We start from the raw sequence: 21,759 nt of genomic DNA, 5'->3' as shown, positions 1-21,759 counted from the left end.
ATATAAAAGTCTGATTGGACAGAATGTTGGCTTTTGCTGCGTCGGTAGTCAGCCTATCTTTAGTACATAAAATAAGGGATATCCTCTTATATACCTCTAAAATTTGCAGCCATGAAAAAGCTTTTGTTAACGCTGAGTGCCCTGTGCCTTTTTGTCCTGTGCCAGGCGCAGGATGTCCTGACAAAACGAAACGGGGACGAACTGCAGGTGAAAGTGCAGGAGATAACGCCCGCCGAAATCAAGTACAAGCGCTACGACACCCTGGAGGGGCCGCTGATCTCCATTTCAAAGGCCGAGGTGTTTATGATCAAGTATGAAAACGGCACCAAGGAAGTGTTTCAGGAGGAGGTGAAGCCAGCGACCCGTGCGCCGCTGTACCGCCCGGTGCAGGTGCCCGGGGAGCAGCAAACCCTGAAACTCTCCGGCCCGCGCCTCGGCTTCACTATTCTGAGCGGGCGCTATACCGACAGTATCCGGGAGGACTTCGACCGGGATATAAACCCCTTCATCACGCAGTTTGGCTGGCAGTTCGAGACGCGCATTTTCACGCTGGACAGCGGGGTGTCCGGGCTGTTCGAGTTCGTGCCGCTGATTGGGGGGCTGGAGCAGGGCAAGTTTCTGCCGAGCCTGAGCGGGCTGGTCGGCATCAGGGGTGCCAAAGGCTTTGAGTTCGGGGTTGGCCCGAACGTGTCGCTGAGCGGTGCGGGGCTGGTGCTGGCCGTGGGCACCAACTTCCAGAGCCAGGGCATTAACTTCCCGGTAAACTTCGCGGTGGCTCCCTCCAAAGACGGTGCGCGGTTCAGCCTGCTGTTCGGCTTCAACTCCCGCAAGTATTAGGTGAAGCTATATATAGAAAAGCGTAGCAGAACTTATATTTTACTATAGTAACTACAGAACCATTAATAACCATCCATTATTTATATCAGCCCTTTATTTATGAGAATGTTAAACCTATCCATCTTTCTTTTACTCACCCTTCTTTCCTTTTCATCCTGCAAAAAAGACAACGTAGAACCTGCACTTCCAGCCGCCACCATGGAAGGGAAAAATACTTTCGGAGCAATGGTGAACGGAAAAGTGTGGGTGCCGAAAGGAAGGCCAAGCACGTTCGAAAATAATTATGATGTTGTGTATGATCCTAATTATTCAGGAGGTTCCTTTGATATTAGAGCTTTTAGAAAAACAAAAGATAATCCTGCGTTTTATGAGTACTTCTATATCTATATGACACAGGTAGACCATGTGGGTGTCTATACTCTTGGAAACCCAGACATTGGCACAGTGACATTTAGTTCGGAGAGTTGCGAATATCAGAGGGAAGATGATGTTCAGGGCACGCTTGAAATCACGAAGCTGGACATGCAGAACGGCATCATCGCTGGCAAGTTTGAGTTCACGGTTGCCAAGCCCGGTTGCGACACCATCCGTGTCACCGAGGGCCGGTTTGATAAGAAGCTGTTCTGAGTTTAATAAAAAAGTAATTATAGGAATCAACGCTGCCAACTGAGCAGATAAGTTGGGGTCCGGCTGATGCCTTGTCCCTTGCGTTATATATCATCCTCTTAACCTCATCCCATGAAACGTAACCTAATGATTATCATGCTTACCCTTGTGCTGCAGGGAGCGGTGGCGCAGGATTATATCGTAAAGCTGAACGGAGACGAGATTCCGGCGCGGGTGCTGGAAGTCACGCTCGAGGATGTGGTGTATCACCATCCGGATTCAACGGAAACACTTACCTCCCGCATTCCAAAGGCAGAGGTGTTCATGATTCGGTTTGAGAACGGGACGAAGGAGGTGTTTACGCAGAACCTGCCGGAGAATGATACTGCAACAGCGGGAGTGCTGTCGCCTGTAGAGTTACATCAGTTGGGCACGCAGGACGCTATCCAATATTACAAAGGGAACGGCGTAATGTGGGGTTCTGCAGCCAGCACAGCGGTGGTCTTTCCGTATGGCCTGGCGGGAGCGGTGATACTGGGTATAATGCCTCCGGACGTGCATCCGGATAAAGTTTCGGATCCAGCGCTTCTTGCCTACCCGGAATATGTCATGGGCTATGAGAAGCAGGCAAAAAAGAAAAGAAGAAGGAAAGCGCTGGCTGGGGCAGGCATCGGTTCTGCTGTCGCAGTGACGGTCATTAGCATTGCATTCGTGTCTTTAATGAATAATTTCCAATAGGGCTGTTAGCATGTTTCAAAACTCACAAAATCGTTTCTCAGCCCTGTTTTGGATTCAACGGATGCCTGAAAGCTTTTTATCGTATCCACTGGCTGTCCTCTGGCAGCAGAATGACTACGGCGAATACATACTATTTTTTTTTGTTTAAATACTTAAAATCAATGGGTTAAGTAACTTTTGAAAAGATAAACCATACAAATAATTAGAGGTTATATATATAAACTCTGGTTTAATTATGGTGTCATCAAAAATTACCTTAACTCATGAAAACTTTAAAAGCGATACTCGGGGTGTTGGTTGCTGCGGTTGGTGTCTCGCTGAATGCCTGGGGCCAGCAGAGCGCAGCCCTGGAAATGCAGCAGTGGCCTGAGGGAAAGGTCGTGCTGACGGACGGCAGCATCATCTACGGCCCGCTTACCCTCTACCAGTCGAAGGATGTGATAAACGTGCAGAACGAGGACGGCAGCATCAGCGCGTTCTCGCCCGTGCATGTGCAGTACTTTGTGGCGCAGGACCAACCAAGCGGGCGTTCGTACCTTTTCCGGACCTTGCCCTGGGACATGGGCCGCACGAATTCTGATTTCAAGAAGCCCACTTTTTTCGAGCAGCTGAACCAGGGGCCGCTGACGCTGATGCGGCGGGAAGTGCCGATGAACCCTGAACCTAATTACCCGTCCAGCCTATATGGCAGAAACAGCTACGCTGCCCCCGGTTCGTACCCCGTTGGCTATGCCCCCACGGAGCAGGCCCAGGAGGTTTACTATATGCTGCTGCCCAACGGGGAGATTGTGGCGCTGCACAATGTGCGGCGCGACCTGTACAAGCTTTTCGGCAAAAAAGCAGGGAAGGTAAAAGCCTATGTAAAAGAGCACCGCCTCAGCTTCGACCGCCCTTATATGCTGATCGCCATCGTGAACTACTTCAACTCGCTTTGATCCATAAAACCCCCCTTACAGGTCGCGCAGTTTAAGGGTGTAGTAGCTCAGCAGGCAGAACAGCGTGATATACCCGATTGCCGGCAAGGTAGCCCAGGCGGGCGAGAGCAGTTCGGTGGGTGTGGTCAGTTGGTCCAGCATTTGCTGGCCCGGCATCGGGGTGAGGCTTCCCAGCACCTTCATCGGCATGTACTTATCCACTGCATCAGGCAACCGGAAGTGCAGAAGCGGTTCCACAATCTTCGCGTAAGCCATAAAGGCAATAATAGCCAGCCCGCTCTTCTTGATCAGGAAGCCGAACAGCATGGCCAGCGTCATATAGCCCACCGCCTGCACAAAATAGTAAGAGAGCGCGTCGATGTGGCCGAAGATGGCGCTCAGCGAATGGTCGGTGCTGTGGAGCAGGCCGAAGTACAGGCCCAGCAGCAACAGGAACACCGTGCCGAGCACACCCAGCGCCAGCACCACATAAAACTTTGCCAGCACCAGTTCGGCCCGGGAGAGGCCGTCAATCACCTGCTGCCGCAGGGTCCGGAAGCTGTATTCATCCGACACCAGCACGATGATCAGGATGCCGAACAGCAGGTTGAAAAAGCTGGCGATATAGGTCAGGCGCAGCCAAAAGGCAGGCAGGTCGTACATCTTCTCCCCCAGCTCGCTGCCGTTAATCGTGACCTTGCTGCTGGCATATAAGATCAACAGGAGCAGTGCGGCATATATGGCCAGTATCACCCACACCGTGCGGTAAGGCAGAATTTTATGCAACTCAATGCGGAGTAGGTTCATCAGGCTTGTTGTTTTATGATTTCCAGGAATTGGGCCTCCAGGCTTTTGCGGCGCACCGTGAGCTGCGAAAGCACGATGCCTGCCTCAAACATGGCCCTGTTCACGTCCATGCTGCTGTAGCCGTCCTGCAGGGTCAGGTGCACCAGGTCCCGCTCCGTGTGGTGCGTAGCCACAAAAGGCAGCTGCTGCACAACCTCCAGCAGGCGGGCGGTGCCGGGGGCACCGATGATGACCTGGTCTTTGGCGGAGAGAATGGTGCTGACCGGGCCTTCCGCGCGCAGCTCCCCCCGCTGCAGCACCGCCACATGCGTACAGACTTTCTCCACCTCGTCCAGCAGGTGGCTGGCCAGCAGGATCGTCTTGCCCTCGGCGGCAATTTTCAGGATCAGCTCCCGCACCTCGGCAATGCCCTCGGGGTCCAGCCCGTTGGTGGGTTCGTCCAGCACGAGCACCTCGGGGTCGTTGAGTAGCGCGGCGGCAATCGCAAGCCGCTGCTTCATGCCCAGCGAATAGCCTTTGAAGGTGGTGTGCCTGCGCTGCGACAGCCCCACCAGTTGCAGTACATGCCCGATCTGGCTGTCGCCTACGCCTTTTATATCGGCTACAATCCGCAGGTTTTTCTGGGCGGTAAGGTACGGGTAGAAGTTGGGTGTTTCGAGGAGTGCCCCAATACGGCGCTTGGTGTCGCGGCTGACCGGCTGGCCAAACCAGGAAAAGCTGCCGCCACTTGGCCGGATCACGTCCAGCACCATGCCCAGCGTGGTGGTTTTGCCGCTGCCGTTCGGCCCCAGCAGGCCGTAAATGCTGCCCTGCTCCACTCTTATCGTAAGCCGGTCCACGGCCTGAATGGAGCCGTAGCGCTTGGAGAGGTTATTGATGTCCAGAATGTCTGCCACGCGTGTGTCTTTTGTGCCTGCTGCAATACAGCTTTACCTGCATATATAAATCAGGTGATGCAAATAAAAGCATTCTGCCGTAATAAACACTAGTGCCGCGGTCTTACGTACAGCCATATCCATGGCACTACATGACAACCTATATATAGGCACCTCGGGCTGGAGCTACCGCTGGCAGGGCATCCTGTACCCCGAGGAACTCAAATCTGCGGAGCGGCTGCGCTACTACGCCACCCGCTTCAACACCACTGAGTTGAACAGCAGTTTCTACCACTTCACGATGGCTAAAACCATTGAGAAATGGCTGGCGGAGACGCCGCCCTCGTTTAAGTTTGCGGCCAAAATGCACCAGGAGGTCACGCACAAGCGCCGCCTCGTGGATGCAGAGGAACCTGTGGAGAAGTTTATGTCGCGCTTCCTGGCGATGGGCGGGCGGCTGGGGCCGGTGCTGGTGCAACTGCCCGGCAGCCTGCACTTCGACTATGGTGTGGCGGCGGATTTTTTCAGGATGCTGCGCGATAAATACCCGCAGCCTGTCTTTGCGCTGGAGGCGCGGCACAAGTCGTGGTTCACGGAACAGGCCCAGGAACTGCTGCAGGGCCATGGCATCACGTGGGTGATCACGAGCGCCGGCAAACGGTTCCCCGGCTTCGAAACCACCACCACCGACACCGTGTACCTGCGCCTGCACGGTGAGGAGAAAATATATGCCTCTCCTTACACCGACGAGCAGCTGGAGCGCTACGCCTATATGGTGCACGATTGGCTATTGGACGGCAAGCAGGTGTGGGTGTTCTTCAACAATACCATCCTCGGGAACGCCGTGTTCAACGCCGACAGGCTGCGGGAACTGGTTACTAATCTTTCATAAGCTATAGAATCATTCTTCTTTTAAAAGAGAAGGGGGTGGAGGGGCATATAGGGAAGAATTTGAAACAGGCTTCCGCGTTCTGAAATATAACTTACCTTTGCAGAAGGATACGGCAAGCGCTTTTCTACTTTGATGCGCCCTGTCTTTTAATGCATTACAAGGGAATCAACCCTCTTTTATATATGAACCAGACAACAGACGGAATAATATTTGACCTTGACGGGACGCTGTGGGACTCGACGCAGGCGGTGGCGGATGCCTGGCAGGCCTCCATCAGCAAGCTCAGTTACGTGGACCGGACCGTGACGCAGGAGGATGTGCGCGCCATTGCCGGCATGCCCTACGATGCCATATATGACAAGCTGTTCCCGAACCTCAATGCGAGCCAGCGGCAGGAGTTGATGGCGCTTTGCGGCGAAGAAGAGCTCCGGCAACTGAAAGCGGAGGGAGGCACGCTGTATGAGGGGCTGGAGGAGACACTGGCCTCGCTGCAGGAGAAGTACAAGCTGTTCATCGTGAGCAACTGCCAGCTGGGCTACATCGATATCTTTCTGGAGTTCCACAACATGCAGCGCTTCTTCACCGACCACGGCTGCTTCGGTGACAACCACAAGCCCAAAGGGGAGAACATCAGGGCCCTGATAGAGCGTAACAACCTGAAGGAAGCCGTTTATGTGGGCGATACCAAAGGCGATTACGACGCGAGCCAGCAGGCCGGGGTGCCGTTTATATATGCCCGGTACGGCTTTGGCGAGGTAACGGCAAACGTGCCCTATATCGATCGGTTTGAAGACTTACGGAAGTTATTCTGACAGCAGCCATGTGGCTGTAATGCGGGAACCATAGTCTGCACGCCTTATGGACAATCCATCCTATCAGCGCATCGAGCTTTCTGCCACCGCCACACAGGCCAACGTGCAGGCGATCGCTTTTGCCTTACCTGTGCTGGTTTTGCTGGCGGTGCCTTACCTGCTGCTGTGGCCGGAGCAGTTCTCTGACCGCAACCTGGCAGCCATTGTGGCGGAATACGGCAGCCGCATCCTGTTTTTGCCCCTGCTGGTGCTGCTGGTGTTTATTCCGGGCGCGGTGGTGCACGAACTGCTGCATGGCCTTACCTGGGCGATCTTCTGCAAGCGCGGGATCAGATCCATCAAGTACGGAGTGCACTGGAAAGCCCTCACGCCCTATTGCCACTGTGAGGAAGTGCTGCCGCTACGGCCTTATATGCTGGGCGGTATGATGCCGGGCGTGGTGATGGGCCTTTTGCCTGCGGTGGCGGGTATAATCCTGGGAAATCCGTGGGTATTCTTTTTCGGGCTCTTCTTTACGGTGGCCGCCTCCGGCGATATGCTAGTGCTCTGGATGCTGCGCCACTGCCGCGCCACGGACCTGGTGCAGGACCACCCGGATAAGATCGGCTGTTACGTGCTTCGCAAAGCATGAGCGCTGAATTTTGAATCTCCTGATCCTATATATACTGCGATGCAACCAAGCCAACACCACGTCTCCCTGTTCAACATCCTCATTCCCTTCCTGGCGAAGCGCGACATTGGGAGCTTAGCAGCCCGGGACCTGCAACGCATATCTAACCGCCCACAGGCTGACCTGCTGATTCTGCTCGGCAACAGTAGCCTGTATGTGGCAGAGCAGGCGGCGAGCGCCTATCGGCAGGGCCTGGCAAAGGAGCTCCTGATCTGCGGCGGCATCGGCCATTCCACGCACTACTTAGAAGCCAATATCCGGCAACACCCCGTATATAACTCTATCGAAGTAGGTGATAGGCCCGAGGCGGACATGCTGCGGGATATATTGGTAAAGCACTGGGGTATTGCGCCGGGTGAGATCCTCCTGGAGAACCGCTCCACTAACTGCGGCGGGAATGCCACGGAGGCCCGCAAGGTGCTGGAGCAGCTGCACAAAAAGCCGCAAACGATTCTGCTCCTGCAGGACCCGGTGTTGCAGCGCCGTACGCAGGCGTCTTTTGAGAAGGCGTGGGAGCCCCTGAAGGTGCAGTTTATCAGCCATGCGGCATTTGTGCCCTTGCTGCAGCTGAAGGGAGGCAAGCTTGCCTTTGCCAACGAGGCGCACCGTGCGTTTTGCGGAATTGACAGGTTCCTTTCCCTGGTGATGGGCGAGATCCCGCGGCTACGGAACGACGCCAAGGGCTATGGCCCCAATGGCAGCGGCTTTATCACCGCAGTTGACATTCCGGCGGAGGTGGAGGAGGCATATACGGAACTGGCCGACATCTATGGCTTGTTTGTGCGGGCATAAACGTTTTGGGCTATCTGGATGCAATGCACAGGAACAGTTTCTGCTGCTAGCCCCTGTATATCCGCTGATGGTGTTGATGGCAGCCAAGGTGCCGCGACCCTGGGCTATTTTAACTGACCTGGTGCCTCCAGTACTGCATGGCGGGCCCTTCCGGCCCGGCTACGGGGTCTAACTCCGGCAAGGGAACACGGGCAATGCTGGCCATCTTTTCTTCCGGCTTGTCCTTCTCAGTGCAGATGTCGTAATTTTCCTGACCTGGAGGGTAGGCGCCCACCACGCTAAAATCGGGGGAGGCGCTTTTGCGGCAATGGCCGGTGCCTGCCGGCAGCACCACCATATCACCCGCTGTTACGTCCACTTCCTTTCCGCCCGGCCCGCCGAAGATCAGGGTAGCCGAGCCGGCCGCCACCCCCAGCACCTCATGCGATTTGCTATGGTAGTGATGATAGTCAAATACGCCGTTCGTCCAGCTGCCGCCCCAGTTATGCTGCCTGAAAGCCTCTTTAAACTGCCGCTCAAGAGCATGGGGATCCCTGAACACCTGCCGGTAGAGGAGCAGGGGGAGGCGCGGGTTGTTCGGGATATGGCCGTGGGGCCGGAGCATAATCGGATTTACGGATAGATCTTTCATGGCTGCTGTTTATATATGGCCTTACCGGTGTATAGGAGTTTTGGTTTTTGTGGCGCTAATTTTCCTGCAATCGTTTTTCTGCTGTACAAGCCTAATTGCAGATATACATCCTCAATTGCGGACGTTGCTATAAGCTCCTGTTGTAAAGCCAAGCTTAGTAGTATTATGTTGATTTAAGGAGAAATGATTACCTTCAGGGCTTTGGAGTGGGATTGAGTGCGCAAGCCTTAGAAAGTGCGTACGCTGGTTTATCCACTCATATATAAAAGATAGCCTATATGAAAAAACTTTCCAGACGATTATTCCTCGGCAACACTACCGCTCTTTCGCTTGCCGGGTTCTTTGGTTTGATGCCTGCCGCAGACAAGAGCAAGCAGAACAAAAAAGGTGATTTTGTGCACCATGTGTACTTCTGGCTCAAAAACCCGGAGTCTGCCGCAGACAAAGCAAAGCTGATAGAAGGCCTTACGACCCTTAAAAAGATCAAGCCCATACGCCTGGCGCGGATCGGGGAGCCTGCCAGCACCAACCGCGATGTGATTGAAAGAGGTTACCAGGTGTCGTGGCTGCTGTTCTTCGACAACCTCGAGGACCAGGAAGTGTATCAGAAGCACCCGGTTCACCTGAAGTTCGTGGAGAACTACTCCAACCTGTGGGACAAGGTGATTGTATATGATTCAGTGGACGTGTAAATCAGATTACAGAGAAGCGTAACAGGAAAAGCCACTGATCAGGTGGCTTTTCCTATTTGCTGTTATTGAAGGCACTCAAAGCTTCCGGTCAAAACTATGAGCAAAATTAATATATACCAGATAGACGCCTTCACAGACAAGGTGTTTCATGGCAACCCTGCCGCGGTTTGTGTGCTGCCCGAATGGCTGGGGGATGAGAAAATGCAGCAGATCGCTGCTGAAAACAACCTTGCGGAAACAGCCTTTGTCCTGCAGACAGGGCCTGATTACGAGATAAGATGGTTTACCCCCACCGTGGAGGTCGATTTGTGCGGGCACGCTACCATGGCGTCGGCCTATGTGCTCTTTCACTTTTACAACCACCTATCCGACAAAATCAATTTTAAGTCGCGCCGCAGCGGGCTGCTGACGGTGGAAAGAGAAGGGGAGGCGCTTACGCTGGATTTTCCTGCGGATGTTTACCAGCGGGTGGAGGCCCCACAGGCGCTGGTGAGCGCCATTGGGCGTACACCCCTCGAAACCTACAGAGGCAAAACCGATTATATGCTGCTCTTCCGGAGCGAGAAAGAGATACTGGATTTAACCCCCGATTTCAGAAAGATGGCAACTGTGGAAGCCCGTGGCGTGATTGTGACCGCCCCCGGCGAGGACGTCGATTTTGTGTCGCGGTTTTTCGCGCCGCAGTCGGGCATTGATGAAGACCCGGTTACAGGCTCTGCCCACACGACCCTGATCCCTTTCTGGAGCCAAAAGCTGAATAAAAAAGTAATGAGCGCCAGGCAGGTTTCGGAGAGGCAAGGCGACCTGAAGTGTGAGTTCCGGGGCAGCCGTGTGAAGATAACCGGCCAGGCCGTAGCTTACTTAACCGGTGAAATCGAGGTGTAGTAATGGCGTAACAAGATTTAATTCGCACCAGCAAATCCGCGGGTGGAAGCCCGAAAAGTCCCCGGTACCGGGGCCTTTTCGGTTTACAGTGGCAGCTTCACGTCCTGCATCAGCCTGCCCACCGGGTACATCTGGTGCGTGTACTCGTAATGCGGGGTGTTCCGGTATATAAAATCGAGCTGGGCGCGGGCGTCCTTGGCGAAGTCCCGGTCCTGCTTTTTGCGTGTCTCCAGTTTTTGGCGCAGCGCCGGGTCTTGCTTCAGGTACGCTGCCGCCAGGTCCTCGAACACATAGCTCGAGAAATACTCTTTCTGCATCAGGATGGAATCGAAGAAATTCCAGTTAAAGTAAGAGTCCACGGCCTGCGGCTCCAGCACCTCCACCAGAAACCGGTTGGCCGGCTGGTTCAAATAGACCACGTAATCTCCCTTAAAGAACTGGCGCGGCATTCGCTTCGTCTCCACCTGCACATCCGAGTGCAAATAGTGCCCCTCATATGGCCGCTGCCCCGTTTTGTAGTCGGTTATATAGTAGGTGTCGAGCGTGAGGATGGTGTCTTTTTGCAGTTGCTGCAGCTGTACCTGATCGGTTTTCAGGCGATCAATCACCTCATGCCAGGCCTGCGGGATGATATAAGCAACAGGTTTTTCCACCGTCACGGTCGGCGCGAACTCATTGTAGTAGTTAATCATCCGGCTGTACGGCGACTTCCGGTCATAATACAGGCGGTCGAGGCCGCTTACGTCGCTTGGCTTGTATTTGGCTTCGTAGCCCAGAAAAGGAATCTGGCTGACCTGGGTGGTGTCCAGTTTCCAGTCGAGCGGGAATTTCTGCTGCTGCAGGGTCTGCTGCTTGGCTTTAGCACGCAGTTCGCCAATCTCTTTCGCGTCGCGGTGCACCGTCTCAATCATGTTCTCCATCAGCTTGTAGGTAGCCTGCACGCGCTGGTCGAATGGCTTCAGCATATGCGTTTCGGGCACGAAGCCGATGGTGTTATAGAGCGTGGTGTAGCCCGTGGCATAGCGCGGCGACTCCATGAAGCCGATAATGCCTTCATCGGGTGTGTCGCCCGCGTGGTTCATATAGGGCACCATCGGGAACTTGTCCTGCTTCATGCCCGCATACAGCGCAGGTACCATTTTGCCATTCAGGTAACTGGCCAGCGTTGGGTTGAGTTTATTATGCTGCGTGGCGATGAGAGTCATCACGTGCTGGTAATCGGCGCCGTTGGAGGTGTGGTTGTCCATGAACACGTCCGGGTCCCACTCCCTGAAAATTTCATGAAAGGTCTGCGCGTTGCGGGAGTCGGTTTTGATATAATCACGGTTCAGGTCGAGGTTGCGGGCATTGCCCCGAAAACCGTAGCTCTCCGGGCCGTTCTGGTTGGTGCGGGTGTGGCTGTTGCGGTTCAGCGCCCCGCCGATGTTATAGACAGGTATGATGGCCAGCACCACGTTATCGAGCTGCTTGCGACGTTTCTTGTCCTGCAGGTAGTCGCGCACCAGCAGCATGGTGGCGTCAACACCCTCCGGCTCCCCCGGGTGAATGCCATTCTGGATCAGCAGCACGCGCTTGTTCTTCTGGTGAACAGAGGCCGGGTCAAAATCCCTGTCGGTAGATACCACCACGAGGTGCAGCGGGCGGCCTGCATCCGTTGTGCCGTACGGCATCATTTTCACTTCCTCGTAGGCGGCGTCCAGGCGCTGGTACCAGGCGATGGCCTCGGCGTAGGTGGCGGTCTGGTTGCCGTTTCCTTTTTCGTAGGGGGTTTTCAGGTCGGGCTTGTCTTGTGCGGGAGCTCCTATGGATAACAGCGCCGCTAAGAGAAAGGTAGTGAGCATGTGTCGGGTTGATGATAAGACTGCAATGTTACCAATTTTTGCGCCAAGATGGTAGTGGGTTGTGCTGTAAGACATAGGCGATTTATGTATGGCAGGAAAAGGTAAGGCAGCAGTTTTTTTACTGTCTATATAGGAGAAGAATATATAGGTGGTTTCATTAGGAGCGTTAGCTGATGCTTTTTATCTTGGTTGGAAGTGCATTCGGGTTGATATACATATTGTGCTTTGCGAAGCGGAGATACTTAGGAAGGCTGAAATATAGGTAAGCAATTCCCATATATAGCGCAGATAATAATATGTTCACGCATCTCTAGAGTTAGGTTTTATTTAAAATCATATTTACTATCTCAACTTTATTAAGAATTATGGAAAAAATGGAAGAAGGAACTAATAAAACAAATCAAGAGATAGAAGGGCATAACGAGGAAATAGAGGAACAAGATATCATAAAACTTGAAAAGCTTGAAAATGAAAGGAAAGAACTCTTAAATCGCGTTGTTAGCGGAAATATTATAAATATCCGTGATAGAGTTGCTTATATTTTAAATAATTCAATTGATGCAAGAAATTCTGATATAGACTTAGCTTGGTCTTACTGGAAATGCTTTGAATCAAATAAGTTTGATGGAGTGCATATCACTAAAGAGCAGTTTGGTAATCTTACAAGACTAAGCTCCTTATCGCGAATAAGAGCAAAAATACAGAATGAATATAAATTGTTCCAAGCTGATGATACTGTAAAGCGATATAGGGGTGTGCTTGAAGAAGATAAGAAAAATCAAGCTATAGAAGACAAACCAAGAGGCTTAGGTATGTATTCAGTATATATTGATGAAACTGGAAAAACTCAAAGTTATCTTTCTGTAGGCTCACTTTGGATCTTGGAAGCAGGGGCATCGCTAATATTATCGAATATGGAATTGGGTGATTGGAAGAGAAGTAAAAAAGTAAATTATGAGTTTCATTTTGCCGAACTAGATAGGTTTCGAGTAGCGCTTTTTAAAGACTTCTTTACAAAGTTTCTCACATTGCACCCAGCAATAAGCTTTAAACTCATAGTTGTCAACAATAAAGGTTTTTCAGATAAGAATGCAGCAATTACAGACTTAACTTATCATTTGTTGAGCAAAGGTGTTGATCATGAAAACGAAACCGGACGAGCACCTCTACCTAGAGTACTTCAAGTTTGGCTTGACGAAGAAGAGAAAGGTAGTGATGAATTGAAAATTGAAAACATTAAAGAACGTATAACTAGTCAGAAAATAGAGGGACTGCATCTCGGCGATTTTCAATCTGTTTCTTCTGATGAAAATTTTTATATCCAAGTAGTTGATTTATTTACAGGAGCAATAAATAGAAAACTCCACAATCCTAACGGAAGCAACTTTAAAGACGATTTTGCTGATTACGTTATAGATTCGCTTGGCTTTGATATGAGCTCCATCAATAAAGAAAATAATCAAGTTGACCATTCAACTGTATTTAACCTAAGACAGCAAGAAGTAAAATAAATTTTATTAGAACTCAGTACTTAACCTTCGGCTACACCTAACACACCTCATGCTCTAGCACGTTTACGGCAATTAATTGAACTTTACTAAAGGAATGGGATCACTTCATCCACCCTATTGGGTACCTCAGGAGCATTGGCTTTGTTATATATGCTGTTTCTATAATATATAGCGTATAGCCTGTCATTTCTTACTATCCGTCCCAACCCCCGAAGGAAGCTTATGCGGGGTAGTGGTAGGTCCTAGGACCTTTATTATTCCATCTCTCACCTCCATGCGGTCAATAAATACCACCCGTTCGTCGCCTGTTTCGGTTGTTCTGGCGTGGTAGACGATGAACATTTCCTTGCCGTCCGGGGAGTACGTGATGCTGTTGTGCCCCGTGCCCGTTACGGTGCCGCCTTTGGCCGTGTTTTTCTGCAGCACCGGGTTATTCGCTGCTTTCTTAAAAGGACCTAAGGGCGAAGAGGAGGTGGCGTAGCCAACGGCGTAATGCTGGCCTCCGAAATAATTGGCCGAATACATGATGTAATACAGGCCGTCTTTTCTGAACGTAACGGACCCCTCTGTCCAGCGGCGGTTCACTTCGTTGGCCGTTACGGACCTGCTTTCCCACTCGGCCTGCTTGTCGGTGAGGCTGACGGGCGGGCGCAGCAACAGCACCGGTTCGCCGATGACGCCTGAAAAATCGGATTTAAGCTCAACGCCATATACCCAGCTTTCTTCAATCTCCATGAACCAGCCTTTCTTTCGGGCCAAATCCGCTATCTCACTTTCCACGGGGTGCTTGTAGGCCGCGCGGGAGTAATATAGATAGACTTTACCATCGGTATCAAAAAACACATTGGCATCAATGATAGGGTAACCGGGGTCAAAAACAGGGTGGTTGGCCATGTCAACGAAAGGCCCCGTAGGCTTGTCGGCTACCGCCACCCCGATGCGGAAATTCTCCTCCTGGTTGGTCGGGTTCTCCTTCCATTGGGCACTGTAAAACATATAGAACTTCCCGTTCACCTCATATACCTCGGGTGCCCAGTAGGCCCCGCCCCAACCGGCATTGGGGTCGCTCCAGCCGTTTTTGTTGTCATGGAAATATACCTGCCCCTCCGGCTTCCAGTTCACCAGGTCTTTGGAGGAGTAGGCGGCAAATCCCTTTTCCGCACCGCCGCCCGTGCCATACATATAATACGTGCCCCCGGTGTGCAACACGTAGGGGTCCCCGAACTGCACATCCAGGGGATTGGAATAGGTGGCTTTGGCAGATTTAACGCGCTGTGTTGTCTGAGCCTCCGCAGGATGCATAGACAGTCCGGTGAAGAAAAGAAATGACAAGAGTATATATTTCATGGGAGCGGTTGATTTCTATAGCGTAAATTTAGGCGAATTATCCCTGTTAACAATTATGCTTATATAGCCGATTTCAGGGCAGACACACGTTGGAAAAATTGCGCCGGTTTACCTAAAAACGAAAGGCTGTTTTGTCAAAGGTTGGTTTCCTGCTGATATGATGTAGGGCGTGAGATCCGTAAATAAACGGGAAATTTACACTGGAAGCTTACTGAAACACACGGCGCATCCCAGGGTTATCTATAGTCTGTGGATCTCACACCACAATTCTTTTGAACCGACTGCGGTATTTGTCGCTTGGGAAAAGTTTGCTGTCGAGGCTGTACTTGCCGGGCCCGATGAAGAGAAGTGCGAAGAACAGGATGGCCGCCTCCAGCGCGTGGGAATAATCATTGAACGTGTCACCGCCTTTGAGGTGCCCGGCTGTGGCGATCAGCATCGTGAGGAGAAGCAACAGGCAGGCAGGGCGCCAGAGTAGCCCCAAGAGCAGCGAGAGGCCACCCACTGTTTCTGCGAAGCCTGCCATAAATCCCCAGAAAGCCGGGGCAAACGTAATCCCTACCACCTCCATGGCCTTCCCGACCTGCTCCCAATAGGCAACGCCGCCAGCCAGCTTCGGCCAGCCGTGCAGGATAAACGCTATGCCGATGCCGATGCGCAGCAGCAGCAACCCAAAGGATTTATAGGAGTAGTCTGAACGAAGGAATGCCATCACAGCAATAATACGTATTAGTACTTAATATCGCAACAGGCTAATACAGCATTACGCGTGTCACCAGGGTGTTGTCCGGAATGTTGCCCGGGTTATACCGTCCCATATCCTTGGCATCCTGCGGAAGCTGCGTGTCGTCGAGTTCAAAGCTCATGCTGGCCGTGTCAGAAACCGCCACGAAATTGCCTTCCTCAAACGCCACTGTTGAGATGGGGTACGCCTGTTTCACCTCTCCGTACTTCGATCCGACGCCGATGCCTTTGGCCGTTTTATACTCAGGGCTGAGCACGCTGATGCGCCACACCTTGCAATCCGGGTCGCACACCTGTTCGATCAGGAGGCCTTTGTCCCGGTCATCCTGGTGCAGCACGTACGCCGTGGACTGCTGCCCTTCCAGCATCAGCAGCGTATCTTTCACTGCGGTGCCATCGACAACCTGCTGGCGCACCTCTTCAATGGGCATGCCCAACTTTATATTACCGGCCCGTCCTTTCTCTAGCACGAATGCGGCGGGAGCCGGGGTAGTTTCTGTGGCTGAGGTGGCGGCGGTACCATCCTCTGTTTCGCTCTCTGTGGCCGCTTCGTCGTTCTGTGACAGGCAGGCGGCCATGCCCGCTCCTAATAATATAGCATATAGTATGTTGCGTATAATCATATTGTCTTCTCCTTTTGTTTATTAAGTTAAACCTTGTAGTGCAGGAGGAGGTTGTTGTATATTAGCACGATTAACCAATTCGTTTGTTTTATCATACGTCAACTTAAAATAATAAAATGGCTAAACCATTAATTCTGGTCTCGAACGACGACGGCATCACTGCCCCCGGCATACGCACACTTGTAAAAGTAGCGATGCGGGTGGGAGAGGTTGTGGTAGTAGCGCCTGACAGCCCGCAGTCGGGCATGGGGCACGCCATCACCATCGGGAACACGCTCCGCTTAGACAGATCCATCGCCTTAGCTGATCTGGACGTGGAGGCCTATGAGTGCTCCGGCACCCCGGCCGATTGCGTGAAACTGGCCAAGCACCACGTGCTGAGGGAGCGCAAGCCCGACCTGGTGGTGAGCGGCATCAACCACGGCTCCAACTCCAGCATCAGCGTCTTGTATTCCGGCACCATGTCGGCGGCTATTGAGGCTGCCATCGAGGGCTTGCCTTCCATCGGCTTCTCTTTGTGCGATTATGGCCATGAGGCGGATTTCTCCCATACCGAAGCGTTTGTGGAGCAGATCATCCGGCAGGCCCTGGAGCACCGCATCCCCGAGAACACCGCCCTGAACGTGAACCTGCCCAAGAAGAGCGAGGAGGCAATCAAGGGAATTAAGATCTGCCGGCAGGCGCACGCCAAGTGGCAGGAGGAGTTTGATGAGCGCCTGGACCCGCGCAACCGCAAGTATTTCTGGATGACGGGCAGCTTCGTGAACTACGACAAGGGGGAGGACACTGATGAGTGGGCGCTGGTGAATAACTATGTGTCCATTGTGCCCTGCCAGTTTGATATGACGGCCCACCACGCCATCGCCATGCTGAATGAGGGATGGCAGTTTTAGAAGAAGTGCTGTATAGAGATTAAGTAGGTTTATATCTTGACAGAACGCCCCGGCTATATATGGCTGGGGCGTTCTGTTTACGATTGGTGGATAGCTTTGGGAATGAACAATTGCTCTGTTCGCCTTGGTAAAGATCAGTTTTCTTTATCTTGAATTTGAAGATTTAAAAACTCCCAAAATGGATTTGTACTACAGATTAGTGTTTCCTTTTTTACTCTGCTCCACTTCTTTATCTCCTTCTCCCTCTCAATGGCGTAATTTATTTGCGAATGCCGTTCAAAGTAGATCAAATTATAACAATAATACCTGCCGGCGAAGGTGGAAGGATTTCCACTGTTCATGAAGTGCTCCTGAAGTCGGCGCTCCAAATCGTTTGTGACACCAACATATAAAGTCGTTTTTCGCGGATTGGTTGTGATGTAAACGAAGTAGTTATGAGAGGTCATTTATAGGAGTACAATTTATAGGATTACAGTTGTTAACGCTGCTCCGTCTGCTATAAATTTCTTGTCATCTCGAACGTAGTGAGAGATCTTTAAAGAATTCCGGTTAGATTTCTCACTGCGTTCGAAATGACAAGTTGAATTTATTTTCCCTTTACCACCACCACATCGGCAGGAGCAGTGTCCGGGGCGGATGCTTTGTGCTTACCCGCTGCCGTTACAAATTCAACTGTCAGTTCCTGAGAGGCCGCAACGGGCTGTGTGTTTTTCTGGGCCGGAACCCATCTGCCTTCTGCCAACTTAAATACGCGTTTGATTTCAGCTGCAATTGCCTGCTGTTCCTCCTCGCGGTATATCATTGGGCCGATGATACCTCCGTCAAGCTGTACGATATAGAATAATTTCACGCGGCCTGAGAAATCAGAGCCCTCCGGGTAGCGGAGGTTCTCTGCCAGGAATTTGTAAACGGGACCGTCTTTCAGAGTTGCGCTAACATCTACTTCATTCTCCTCATATATGGTTTTCTTGTCGTAAGCGTCCGACTGATAAGCCAACTGCATCATTTCTAACTGCTTCCCTGTATCGGGTTTCCCTGCGCCTGAAAGCAGCACCGGAAGGATTACCTCCGCCACCACAGGCTTGCCGTGCTGCAGGCCCGGTTCCCACATGCCGCTGGTGTGCTTAATGGCACCAGCAGCTGCCTCGGTAAGTTGAGCAAGCACGGACATATCCTGAAGTTTGAAAGTGGAGGCGTCCATATAATCCATATCGGCACCGGCGCCCACGGAGCGCTTCAGTTTGGTGCCGGCAATGGCCACGTTCGACACGCTGCCATCTGCCTCTATATTAAACTTCACATCCACCCGGGCGTTCACATTCTCTTTGCGGGCAGCGGCAGGCATTTGGAGGTGCTTATTTATAGTGCTTACCATCGCTTCCGGACCTCCTTTGAATTGTGGCATTTTACTCAGCACCGCCGCACTGCCGTCTTCGGCCAAACTAAACCTGACCGGGAGCGTGTACTTTACCCGGAGAGGCTTCCCGTGCTGCCTGCCTGTGCTCCATTTGCCGGCTGTTAAGGCTGCCAGGCGCTTTGCCTCTGCATCCGTGCTCTCCGACAAGCCTTTCAAGGTATCAATTCCCGTAATGGAGCCATTCGTCTCTATGATCATCGAAATAATAACAAGGCCCTCCACACCTGCTGCCCTGGCATCCTGTGGGTACTGCATGTTGCCGGACAGGAAATTCATCAGCTCCGTGTCGCCGCCTTTAAAAGCGGGCATTTGCTCCACATAGGTATATACCTGTTCGTCTGGGGCTGTAGCCTGTGCCGAGGCTTCAGGAGCGAAAAAAGCGGCTGAAGCCAGAAGCGCTGTAGTGGCCAGGTAGGTAAGCAGGTTCTTGTTTTTCATAGAGGCGGAGGTAAGGTTATATATAAATATAACAGGATTGTTTTAAAGTCATACTGTTTTGGCTTGGTTTTGTTGTTGCTACACTGTTCAGGGCCAGCATTGGGGCATCGTCTGTACCGTTTCAGGCTTGATTATCTAACTATAGTTGGGGGCGATATGGCTGGTTAATTTTTTGATGCCTGAAAACTCACCCCTGCCAAAAGGTGAATCTTCCTCAGGAGCAGTTTATTCCCTTCCCCGGAGGGGTAGGACATGTTTTGGCAAAGTGATTAAAACGTTGCTTGAGTTATATACAGCAGGCGATGAGGAAGGTGCTTTGATAGCTGAGGCCGTCAAAGCACCTTCTCCCTATTGATTCATAGAAAACCTCAGGGGTAAAGTATATTCGACGCGCACGGGCTGTCCGTTCTGTAAACCGGGTTCCCACTTTTCATCTGTCATTTTGATGACACGCATGGCCTCCTTGTCAATTTCCGGGCTGAGGCTCTTAACGGTTTTTATAGTAGAAACCGAACCATCCTTTTCCACAACGAAGCTACAGACTACTAACCCTTCTATGCCTGCTTCCTTGGCCGCCTTCGGGTATCGGACACTTTCACCTAAAAACCTGAACATTGCCTCATCACCCCCTTGAAATACAGGCATTTGCTCTACAACTTTATATGGCTCAGCTTCCTCTTTTTCAATAAGAACAGGAGCCTGCTTTGCATCTTGCTGCAGGTTAAGTGTAATCGGTTCATCATCCGTAGCGCAGGCGAAGGCTATGAAAGGCAGCGCCAGCAGCGGCATTCGGAAGAGTGGGCGGAATAACTTGTTCTTTTTCATGTTTATATATGTTTAAGTGTGATAAATATTTTTTGACAGGCAATAGGAATCCAGCCCCAGCTTTTTAGCTGGCGTAAGAGGCAACTCTAATAAAGTTTTTGATGCTGTACTTTAGTTTTTCAGAGTGAAGCGCACGGGCAAAGTATAATTAACCGGCACGACCTTACCGTCCTGTTTGCCTGCCTGCCATTTGCCGTCCATGAGTTTCACCACGCGGAGCGCCTCTTCGTCTGTGCCCGCCCCCAGTCTCTTTATAACCTGGAAGCCACTCAACTTACCATCGGGGCCCACCACAAAACTAAGTACCACAAGTCCTTCTACGCCTGCCTCCTGTGCCTCCTTCGGATAACGGACATTCATTGCCAGGAACTTCATCATTTCTGCCTCGCCGCCCTTAAACTGCGGCATTTGCTCTACATAATTGTAGGGCTTTAAATACAGGAGATTGTGTATTTCATCATTGGAAGGCTTACTTTCCTTGACTGGTGACTCGGTTGTATCTTGCTCCGGCAAAGGCTCTTGCGCAGCATCTGGGTTTGCTGCTCTATCCATAGGCGTAACCGGCGCGTTAAACGGATTCGCGAAGTCGGTAGCCGCTTGCTGCCCGGATAGCGATACCAGCAGTACGAACAGCAGGGGCAGCGTGAGCAAAGGCCTCATCCAGCCAGCCTGCTTTCCCCGCTGCTGCAGCATATAGAGCCGGCGCAGCACCTGCGGCTTCTGAAAATAGCTCCCCACAGGCAGGCCCATGTTAAAGAGCACCTCTTTGGATAACAGGGAAACATACTCCTGTGGCTGGTGCTGCTCCAGCACCCGGGCATCGGCCTGAAACTCATGCACATTTCGCAGCTCCTGTTTCAGCAGCCAGATGAGCGGGTTAAACCACAGCACGGCAGAGAGCAACTCGTAGTACAGCACATCGTAGGTATGGCCGAGCTGCACGTGCGCCAGTTCATGGGCCAGCACCTGTTGCCGTTCGCGCGGGCTCAGCTGCTCCTGGTTGCTCAGGTATATATGGTTGAGGAAGGCAAATGAGGCGTGGGGCTGCTTTAGCTGGAGTATATGGACGCTCCCCGTTGCCTGCTCCACCGGTATGGCGTCAGATCTAAGGCGGCGGATATGCCAGAGCTGGCGGCAAAGCCGGAGCAGGAGAAATACTGCCACCAATCCATATATAGCCAGCGCAATGCTGACAGGCGTCATGTAACTCGCTAAAATGCTACCGGATGGCCTGTAGGCAACTACCAGCACTTCATTCAGCTGTATCGTCTGCAGTGCCTTTGCCACGGCAGGGGCAGTGGTAAACTGGACGGGCCACGTTATCAGCGGGAGCGCGAGCGCCACCAGCGGAGCCAGCAGCAGGTACAGCCTGTTGAACCGGAAACTGGTCTGGCTCCGGAGCAGGGCATAGTAGAACAGGTACAAAGCCAGCAGCCCTATGCCGGATTTGAGTACGTAGTTAAGTATTGCTTCCATGTTGCTGGTCCTCCTGATTGGTGTCTATATCCTGTTTTACCTGCTGCAGCAGCTGGTCCAGTTCCTGCACGTTCAGGTTGTTGTCCTTGGCGAAAAAGGAGACCAGTTTCTCAAACGAGCCCCCGAAGTAGCCGCTCATGAAGTTTTTCAGGAAGTAGCTTTTGTACTTGTCCTGGGCCACCAGCGGGTAGTACTGGTGCGACTTGCCAAAGGCCTCGTGGCCCACAAAGCCCTTGCTCTCCAGAATCCGCACGATGGTGGAGACGGTGTTGTAAGCGGGCTTCGGCTCCGGCAGCTCCTCCAGCACATCCCGGACAAACGCCCGCTCCAGTTTCCAGAGTACCTGCATAATCTCTTCCTCGGCTTTGGTCAGTTCTTTCATATATAAGGTGTTGGTAAGGCAAGGTTTAACGAATATATAACTAAATACTTAGTTTTAAAACTAAAGGTTTAGTTTCATATATAAAAAATAAAAAAGGCGGCCCCTCATACA

General features: G+C 51.9%; 24 protein-coding genes. 12 read left to right on the top strand and 12 right to left on the bottom strand.

Annotated features, from left to right (window positions below; translation table 11 throughout):
- Nucleotides 1-111 precede the first annotated feature (111 nt).
- The 4 genes from ABD920_RS18610 (at nt 112) to ABD920_RS18595 (ending at nt 3,116) form a co-directional block, all read left to right on the top strand.
- Nucleotides 112-837 carry a hypothetical protein gene (locus ABD920_RS18610; protein ID WP_345161033.1) on the top strand — a complete coding sequence of 242 codons (726 nt, stop codon included), beginning with the start codon at nt 112-114 and terminating at the stop codon, nt 835-837.
- A 99-nt stretch (nt 838-936) separates the two neighbouring features.
- Nucleotides 937-1,464: a Riean_0653 family protein gene (locus tag ABD920_RS18605; RefSeq protein ID WP_345161032.1), complete on the top strand. Its 528-nt coding sequence runs from the start codon at nt 937-939 to the stop codon at nt 1,462-1,464.
- 111 nt (nt 1,465-1,575) lie between these two features.
- Nucleotides 1,576-2,181 carry a hypothetical protein gene (locus tag ABD920_RS18600; protein WP_345161031.1) on the top strand — a complete coding sequence of 202 codons (606 nt, stop codon included), beginning with the start codon at nt 1,576-1,578 and terminating at the stop codon, nt 2,179-2,181.
- Between the two features lie 263 nt (nt 2,182-2,444).
- Nucleotides 2,445-3,116, top strand: coding sequence for a hypothetical protein (locus tag ABD920_RS18595; protein ID WP_345161030.1), 672 nt, complete (start codon nt 2,445-2,447; stop codon nt 3,114-3,116).
- A gap of 15 nt (nt 3,117-3,131) precedes the next feature.
- Here the strand turns inward: ABD920_RS18595 and ABD920_RS18590 are convergent, their stop codons facing one another.
- Nucleotides 3,132-3,902, bottom strand: coding sequence for an ABC transporter permease (locus ABD920_RS18590; protein ID WP_345161029.1), 771 nt, complete (start codon nt 3,900-3,902; stop codon nt 3,132-3,134).
- The gene (locus tag ABD920_RS18585) at nt 3,902-4,798 is read right to left on the bottom strand and encodes an ABC transporter ATP-binding protein (RefSeq protein ID WP_345161028.1); all 897 of its coding nucleotides are present in this window, start codon (nt 4,796-4,798) and stop codon (nt 3,902-3,904) included. Before ABD920_RS18585 ends, ABD920_RS18590 begins: the two co-directional genes overlap by 1 nt.
- Before the next feature lie 121 nt (nt 4,799-4,919).
- On the opposite strand from ABD920_RS18585, the gene ABD920_RS18580 reads away from it, so the two are divergent.
- The 4 genes from ABD920_RS18580 (at nt 4,920) to ABD920_RS18565 (ending at nt 7,943) form a co-directional block, all read left to right on the top strand.
- Nucleotides 4,920-5,669 carry a DUF72 domain-containing protein gene (locus ABD920_RS18580; protein WP_345161027.1) on the top strand — a complete coding sequence of 250 codons (750 nt, stop codon included), beginning with the start codon at nt 4,920-4,922 and terminating at the stop codon, nt 5,667-5,669.
- A gap of 182 nt (nt 5,670-5,851) precedes the next feature.
- Complete coding sequence (locus ABD920_RS18575) at nt 5,852-6,481, top strand: HAD family hydrolase (protein ID WP_345161026.1); 630 nt, start codon at nt 5,852-5,854, stop codon at nt 6,479-6,481.
- 46 nt (nt 6,482-6,527) lie between these two features.
- Nucleotides 6,528-7,112, top strand: a complete 585-nt coding sequence (locus tag ABD920_RS18570) for a DUF3267 domain-containing protein (protein ID WP_345161025.1) — start codon at nt 6,528-6,530, stop codon at nt 7,110-7,112.
- Nucleotides 7,113-7,151: 39 nt separating this feature from the next.
- Nucleotides 7,152-7,943, top strand: coding sequence for a YdcF family protein (locus ABD920_RS18565; protein ID WP_345161024.1), 792 nt, complete (start codon nt 7,152-7,154; stop codon nt 7,941-7,943).
- Nucleotides 7,944-8,052: 109 nt separating this feature from the next.
- Here the strand turns inward: ABD920_RS18565 and ABD920_RS18560 are convergent, their stop codons facing one another.
- Entirely contained in the window at nt 8,053-8,574 is a 522-nt protein-coding gene (locus ABD920_RS18560; protein ID WP_345161023.1) for a cupin domain-containing protein, read from the bottom strand.
- A 278-nt stretch (nt 8,575-8,852) separates the two neighbouring features.
- On the opposite strand from ABD920_RS18560, the gene ABD920_RS18555 reads away from it, so the two are divergent.
- On the top strand, nt 8,853-9,266 hold the full coding sequence (locus ABD920_RS18555; RefSeq protein WP_345161022.1) for a Dabb family protein: 414 nt from the start codon (nt 8,853-8,855) through the stop codon (nt 9,264-9,266).
- Between the two features lie 96 nt (nt 9,267-9,362).
- A complete protein-coding gene (locus tag ABD920_RS18550; RefSeq protein ID WP_345161021.1) occupies nt 9,363-10,151 on the top strand; it encodes a PhzF family phenazine biosynthesis protein in 789 nt (262 codons plus the stop codon).
- A gap of 83 nt (nt 10,152-10,234) precedes the next feature.
- Here ABD920_RS18550 and ABD920_RS18545 read toward each other — a convergent pair whose 3' ends face one another.
- Nucleotides 10,235-11,992: a M14 family zinc carboxypeptidase gene (locus ABD920_RS18545; RefSeq protein WP_345161020.1), complete on the bottom strand. Its 1,758-nt coding sequence runs from the start codon at nt 11,990-11,992 to the stop codon at nt 10,235-10,237.
- 365 nt (nt 11,993-12,357) lie between these two features.
- On the opposite strand from ABD920_RS18545, the gene ABD920_RS18540 reads away from it, so the two are divergent.
- Nucleotides 12,358-13,503, top strand: a complete 1,146-nt coding sequence (locus ABD920_RS18540) for a DUF3800 domain-containing protein (protein WP_345161019.1) — start codon at nt 12,358-12,360, stop codon at nt 13,501-13,503.
- A 183-nt stretch (nt 13,504-13,686) separates the two neighbouring features.
- Here the strand turns inward: ABD920_RS18540 and ABD920_RS18535 are convergent, their stop codons facing one another.
- The 3 genes from ABD920_RS18535 to ABD920_RS18525 form a co-directional block, all read right to left on the bottom strand.
- A complete protein-coding gene (locus ABD920_RS18535; RefSeq protein ID WP_345161018.1) occupies nt 13,687-14,850 on the bottom strand; it encodes a glycoside hydrolase family 43 protein in 1,164 nt (387 codons plus the stop codon).
- A 256-nt stretch (nt 14,851-15,106) separates the two neighbouring features.
- Entirely contained in the window at nt 15,107-15,562 is a 456-nt protein-coding gene (locus tag ABD920_RS18530; RefSeq protein ID WP_345161017.1) for a DoxX family protein, read from the bottom strand.
- A gap of 40 nt (nt 15,563-15,602) precedes the next feature.
- Complete coding sequence (locus tag ABD920_RS18525; RefSeq protein WP_345161016.1) at nt 15,603-16,217, bottom strand: mechanosensitive ion channel protein MscS; 615 nt, start codon at nt 16,215-16,217, stop codon at nt 15,603-15,605.
- A gap of 116 nt (nt 16,218-16,333) precedes the next feature.
- Between ABD920_RS18525 and surE the strand changes: the two genes are divergently transcribed.
- Nucleotides 16,334-17,110, top strand: coding sequence for a 5'/3'-nucleotidase SurE (gene surE / locus ABD920_RS18520; protein ID WP_345161015.1), 777 nt, complete (start codon nt 16,334-16,336; stop codon nt 17,108-17,110).
- Between the two features lie 134 nt (nt 17,111-17,244).
- On the opposite strand, the gene ABD920_RS18515 is transcribed toward surE, so the two are convergent.
- The 5 genes from ABD920_RS18515 to ABD920_RS18495 form a co-directional block, all read right to left on the bottom strand.
- A complete protein-coding gene (locus ABD920_RS18515; protein WP_345161014.1) occupies nt 17,245-17,556 on the bottom strand; it encodes a GIY-YIG nuclease family protein in 312 nt (103 codons plus the stop codon).
- 140 nt (nt 17,557-17,696) lie between these two features.
- The gene (locus ABD920_RS18510; protein ID WP_345161013.1) at nt 17,697-18,965 is read right to left on the bottom strand and encodes a TonB family protein; all 1,269 of its coding nucleotides are present in this window, start codon (nt 18,963-18,965) and stop codon (nt 17,697-17,699) included.
- Between the two features lie 348 nt (nt 18,966-19,313).
- A complete protein-coding gene (locus tag ABD920_RS18505) occupies nt 19,314-19,790 on the bottom strand; it encodes an energy transducer TonB (RefSeq protein WP_345161012.1) in 477 nt (158 codons plus the stop codon).
- Between the two features lie 111 nt (nt 19,791-19,901).
- Nucleotides 19,902-21,266, bottom strand: coding sequence for a TonB family protein (locus ABD920_RS18500; protein WP_345161011.1), 1,365 nt, complete (start codon nt 21,264-21,266; stop codon nt 19,902-19,904).
- On the bottom strand, nt 21,250-21,648 hold the full coding sequence (locus tag ABD920_RS18495; RefSeq protein WP_345161010.1) for a BlaI/MecI/CopY family transcriptional regulator: 399 nt from the start codon (nt 21,646-21,648) through the stop codon (nt 21,250-21,252). Before ABD920_RS18495 ends, ABD920_RS18500 begins: the two co-directional genes overlap by 17 nt.
- Nucleotides 21,649-21,759 lie beyond the last annotated feature (111 nt).

The organism is Pontibacter saemangeumensis, assembly GCF_039541895.1.
In the GTDB taxonomy this organism is placed as follows: domain Bacteria; phylum Bacteroidota; class Bacteroidia; order Cytophagales; family Hymenobacteraceae; genus Pontibacter; species Pontibacter saemangeumensis.
The sequence above is the reverse complement of the archived record's forward strand: the minus strand, read 5'-3'. Positions and strand labels throughout refer to the sequence as shown.